3 protein-coding genes and 1 pseudogene are annotated in these 4,686 nt (G+C 64.9%); 3 read left to right on the top strand and 1 reads right to left on the bottom strand.

Annotation, left to right across the window (positions count from 1 at the left end):
* The 3 genes from AC2FNJ_RS19855 to AC2FNJ_RS19865 all read left to right on the top strand — a co-directional run.
* Nucleotides 1-1,488 (top strand): lysine--tRNA ligase (locus AC2FNJ_RS19855; RefSeq protein WP_496766755.1); only part of this gene is annotated, 1,488 nt, incomplete at its 5' end.
* 48 nt (nt 1,489-1,536) lie between these two features.
* Nucleotides 1,537-1,938 (top strand): DUF4864 domain-containing protein, encoded by a 402-nt coding sequence (locus AC2FNJ_RS19860; RefSeq protein WP_496766757.1) that lies wholly within the window; start codon nt 1,537-1,539, stop codon nt 1,936-1,938.
* 138 nt (nt 1,939-2,076) lie between these two features.
* On the top strand, nt 2,077-4,362 hold the full coding sequence (locus AC2FNJ_RS19865) for a glycosyl hydrolase family 28-related protein (protein ID WP_496766759.1): 2,286 nt from the start codon (nt 2,077-2,079) through the stop codon (nt 4,360-4,362).
* 42 nt (nt 4,363-4,404) lie between these two features.
* Here the strand turns inward: AC2FNJ_RS19865 and AC2FNJ_RS19870 are convergent.
* Nucleotides 4,405-4,686: pseudogene (locus AC2FNJ_RS19870) on the bottom strand (hypothetical protein); the annotation flags it as partial.

The raw sequence follows: 4,686 nt of genomic DNA on the forward strand, positions 1-4,686 counted from the left end.
CCGCCGGAAAAGGGATACGTTCTGTTCGAGACCGGCTATGGCCCGTCGGGTCTGCCGCATATCGGCACGTTCGGCGAGGTGGCGCGCACCTCGATGGTGCGCCATGCCTTCGAGCAGATCAGCGACATTCCGACCCGGCTGATCTGTTTCTCGGACGACATGGACGGGCTGCGCAAGGTGCCGACCAACGTGCCGATGCAGGACGAGCTGCAGCAGGATCTGCACCTGCCGCTGACCAAGGTGCGCGACCCGTTCGGCACCCACGAAGGCTTTGCCCAGCACAACAATGCGATGCTGTGCGAATTTCTGGACCGTTTCGGGTTCGAGTACGAGTTCGCGTCGGCCACCGAGTACTACACCTCGGGCCGGTTCGACGAGATGCTGCTGACCGCGCTGGAGCGGTTCGACAAGATCCAGGAGATCATGCTGCCGACGCTGGGGCCGGAGCGGCGCGAGACCTATTCCTGTTTCCTGCCGATCTCGCCCAAGACCGGCCATGTGCTGCAGGTGCCGACGCTGGAACGCAACGTGGCCAAGGGCACCATCGTCTATCAGGAGCCGGATGGCGAGAAGGTGGAAATCCCGGTCACGGGCGGCCATGTCAAGATGCAGTGGAAGCCCGACTGGGCGATGCGCTGGGCCGCGCTGGGCGTGGACTACGAGATGTCGGGCAAGGATCTGATCGACTCGGTCACGCAGTCGTCCAAGATTTGCCGGGCGCTGGGCAAGCAGCCGCCCGAGTCGCTGAGTTACGAGCTGTTCAACGACGAGCTTGGGCAGAAGATTTCCAAGTCCAAGGGCAACGGGTTGTCGATGGAGGAGTGGCTGACCTATGCCGCGCCCGAGAGCCTGTCCTATTTCATGTACCAGAAGCCCAAGACGGCCAAGCGGCTGTATTTCGACGTGATCCCCAAGGCGGTGGACGAATACCACCAGCAGTTGCGGGCCTATCCGGGGCAGGATCCGAAGGCACAGCTGAACAATCCGGTCTGGCACATTCACGGCGGCGACGTGCCCGAGAGCAATCTGGTGGTGCCGTTCGCGATGCTGCTGAACCTCGCGTCGGTGTCCGGGGCCGAGGACAAGGAGACCTTGTGGGGCTTCATCCGCCGCTATGCGCCCGAGGCCAGCGCCGAAACCCATCCCGACCTGGATCAGGCGGCCGGGTTCGCGGTGCGCTACTTCAACGATTTCGTCAAGCCGACGCGCCAGCACCGCGCGCCGACCGAGCAGGAACGCGAGGCGCTGGAAGCGTTGAAGGCCGCGCTGGAAGCCTATGACGGTCCGATCGAGGACGAGGCGCTGCAATCGGTGGTCTATGCCGTCGGGCGCGAGCGGTTCGATCCGCTGCGGAACTGGTTCACCGCGCTATACGAGGTGCTTCTGGGCGCCAGCCAGGGGCCGCGGTTCGGCGGGTTCATCGCGCTCTACGGCGTGGCCGAAACGATCGCGTTGATCGACAAGGCGCTGGCGGGCGAACTGGTCTGATTTGACGGTGCGGGCCGTGGGGCTACCTGAACCTCAGGAGGGAGCCCCATGCGCCATATCGTTGCCGTCCTGTCGGTCTGGGTTCTGCTGAGCGGGCCCGCCCACGCGCAGAGCGACGAGATCGAAGCCAATATCCGGTCGCAGATCGACGCCTTCAAGGCGGACGACTTCGCCACCGCCTTCACCTTTGCCAGCCCCGGCATTCAGAACCTGTTCCGCACCCCCGACAATTTCGGTGCGATGGTGCGCAATGGCTATCCCATGGTCTGGCGGCCGGCGGAGGTCCGGTTTCTGGAACTGCGGAAAATCTCCGGCCGCCTGTGGCAGAAGGTCATGATCGTGGACGGCAGCGGCCGCATCCACCTGCTGGACTACCAGATGATCCGGCTGGGCGACGACTGGAAGATCAACGGCGTTCAGCTGCTGAGCGGCGCCGATCCGGCGGCGTGAGGCAACGGCACCGTCACGGTGCTGCCAGCCCGGCTTAAGCATTTTCCCCTATTCCGATCTGCGCATTCGGGAGCGCCCGAAACCCGATCTGCCGCGCCTGCGGCGGTTCGCGTCGGCGCAATTGGGAAAGGGGTACGTATGAACAAGGCGATCACCGACGGCATCAATTTCATGCCGCCAGCGTTCAAGGACGGTCTGGAGGTCTGGTCGAGCGGCGATGGCACGCCGGGCTCGGACACCTATGCCGGGTCCGGCACCGCGGCATTCGTTCCGGCGGATGCGGATTTCGGAGGCTGCCTTGAGGTGCAGAAGACCAGCGCGCCGCAAAAGATCCGCTACATGGGGCAGACGCCGATCCTGCCCGGCTGCTATCTGCAGATTCGGGCGCGGGTCAAGGCGGTGGCCGGGCCGTTGCCGAGCGTGCGGATCGCGGGCTGGGCCGGCGGCGCGGGGGACGCGCATGTGCCGGGGGTGGCCGAACTGGGCCCGGCCACGGCGCTGACCACCTATGGCGACGTCGTCGAGATCGCCGCGATCGTCGGCACCGGGTTTCGCGACGGCGTGGACATGCCCTGGGGTCCGGCGGCGCTGTATGGTCACTTCGGTCTGGACATCGAGGGTCCGAACGGGGCCGTCATCCGGGTGGACGACATCGAGATCTCGGACGTGACCAGCGTCTTTCTGCGCGACATGATCGGGGTGGTCGATGTGCGTGATTTCGGCGCGCGCGGCGACGGCGTGACGGATGACCACCTGGCGTTCGAGGCGGCGGATCAGGCGGCGAACGGACGCCGCGTTCTGGTGCCGGCGGGCAGCTATTTCCTGGGCGAAACGACCAGCATGAATTCCGAGATCGAGTTCGAAGGCACGGTGACGATGCCGGTGGACAAGATGCTGCTGCTGACCAAGAATTTCGATCTGCCCACCTATATCTCGGCGTTCGGAGACGAGGCGCTGGCCTTTCGCAAGGCGTTCCAGGCGCTGATCAACAACTCGGACCATGAATCGCTGGACATGGGCGGGCGCAAGGTGTCGGTGTCGGAACCCATCGACATGCAGGCGGCGGTGCCGAACCGGACCAGCTATGCAACGCGGCGGGTGATCCGCAACGGCCAGCTGGACGTGCAGGACAGCCCGGCCTGGGCGACCGAGACCTTCAGTTCGCAGGCCAGCTACGATCCGGGCGACCCCTACAAGCTGACCAATGTCGTCAATGTGGCCAACGTGCCGGTCGGTGCGCTGGTCACGGGCAATGGCGTGGGGCGAGAGGTCTATGTGCGGTCCAGGAATACCGGGGCCGGTGAAATCACCCTGAGCGGGCCGCTGTTCGACGCGGCTGGGACGCAGACCTTCACCTTCACGGAGTTCAAGTATCTGCTGGACTTCAGCGGGTTCAGCTCGCTTCAGAAATTCGGGCTGGAGGATATCGAGTTCCAGTGCAATCAGCGGTGCAGCGCGATCCGGCTGGCGCCCGCCGGCAAGATCTTTTCGCTCAAGAACTGCTTTGTCAGCCGCCCCAAGGATCGCGGCATCACCTCGATCGGCAACGGCTGTCAGGGCATGCTGATCGACGAATGCCAGTTCCTGTCGGCCGAGGACGACAAGACGGTTCCGGAACGCAGCTCGATCGCGCTCAACGCCAATGCCAACGATGTCAAGCTGCGGCACAACCGGGCGACCCGGTTCCGGCATTTCGCGGTGCTGAGCGGCGGCAACAACATGGTGCTGGGCAATCACTTCTTTCAGGGCGACGAGGTGCCCAACGGCAGCCGCACCGCGGGCCTGGTCGTCTCGGGCACCTACACCGGTTCGACCATCGCGGAAAACTACATCGACAACTGCTTTGTCGAATGGACGAACGAGCACGACCCGACGCCGGATTTCGTGACCGGGTTTTCGTTCAGTTCCATGAGCATCACCGAAAACATCTTTCTGTCCGGAGCGGTGGCGCCTTGGTTCAGCTATATCGTGGTGCGGCCCTACGGGACGGGGCATTTCCTGAACGGCCTGTCGGTGACGGGGAACAAGTTCCGGTCGCTCAACGGCAATATCGACCGGGCCGAGCGGGTGGACACGACCTTTGCCGACCTGAATCCCGACCGGGCGAAGAACGTCGTGTTCGAGGGCAACACGTTCCATGGCGTGACGGTGCAGAGTTTCAACCCGCTGCGGATACGCCACGAGCAGAACACGGCGGCGCAATCCTGGGTCATCGGTACGGGCGCGGCGCTGCCGTTCGGGGGCTGGACCCGGGGCTGCGACGGGGTGGTGGCGCTGGGCGCGCTGACCACCGCCGGAAACGCGGTGCGATACGCCGCGCCACATGTCCTGCTGCAGCAGGGCGCGAACGGTGATCAGATCGTTCTGAACTGGCCCGAAGCCCTGAAGGGCACGGTTTCGGCCACGATCCGGATCGACCGGTGATCAGGGAGGGGACGGGCGGGCGCATACGGCCCGCCCGACCGTTCAGAAACTGCGCCAGAGGGCGAGCTTGAGGCCGGGACGGGCGGCGGCCGAGGACTTTTCGAGACCGACAACCCAGGTGCTGCCGGTTTGTCGGGTTCGGATCATGAGCGTGGGGGTGACGCTCCAGTATACCGGACCGTCGCCCGTGCGCGAGGTTTCGATCTGCACCAGCGGGTTCAGGCGGCGGTCGGTCGAGAGACCGGCGGTGAGATCCAGCTTGCGCACCGAGTCCGCCCCGCGCCGCTTGTCCAGCGTGGCGTCCACCGCGACCCAGCCCTGTTC

It is taken from the genome of Ruegeria sp. BHSB196 (assembly GCF_059613135.1).

What these genes read in the sequence shown, in the direction of transcription:
- AC2FNJ_RS19865 (WP_496766759.1), top strand. Translation starts at nt 2,077, where the DNA reads ATGAACAAGGCGATCACCGACGGCATCAATTTCATGCCGCCAGCGTTC.
- AC2FNJ_RS19860 (WP_496766757.1), top strand. Translation starts at nt 1,537, where the DNA reads ATGCGCCATATCGTTGCCGTCCTGTCGGTCTGGGTTCTGCTGAGCGGG.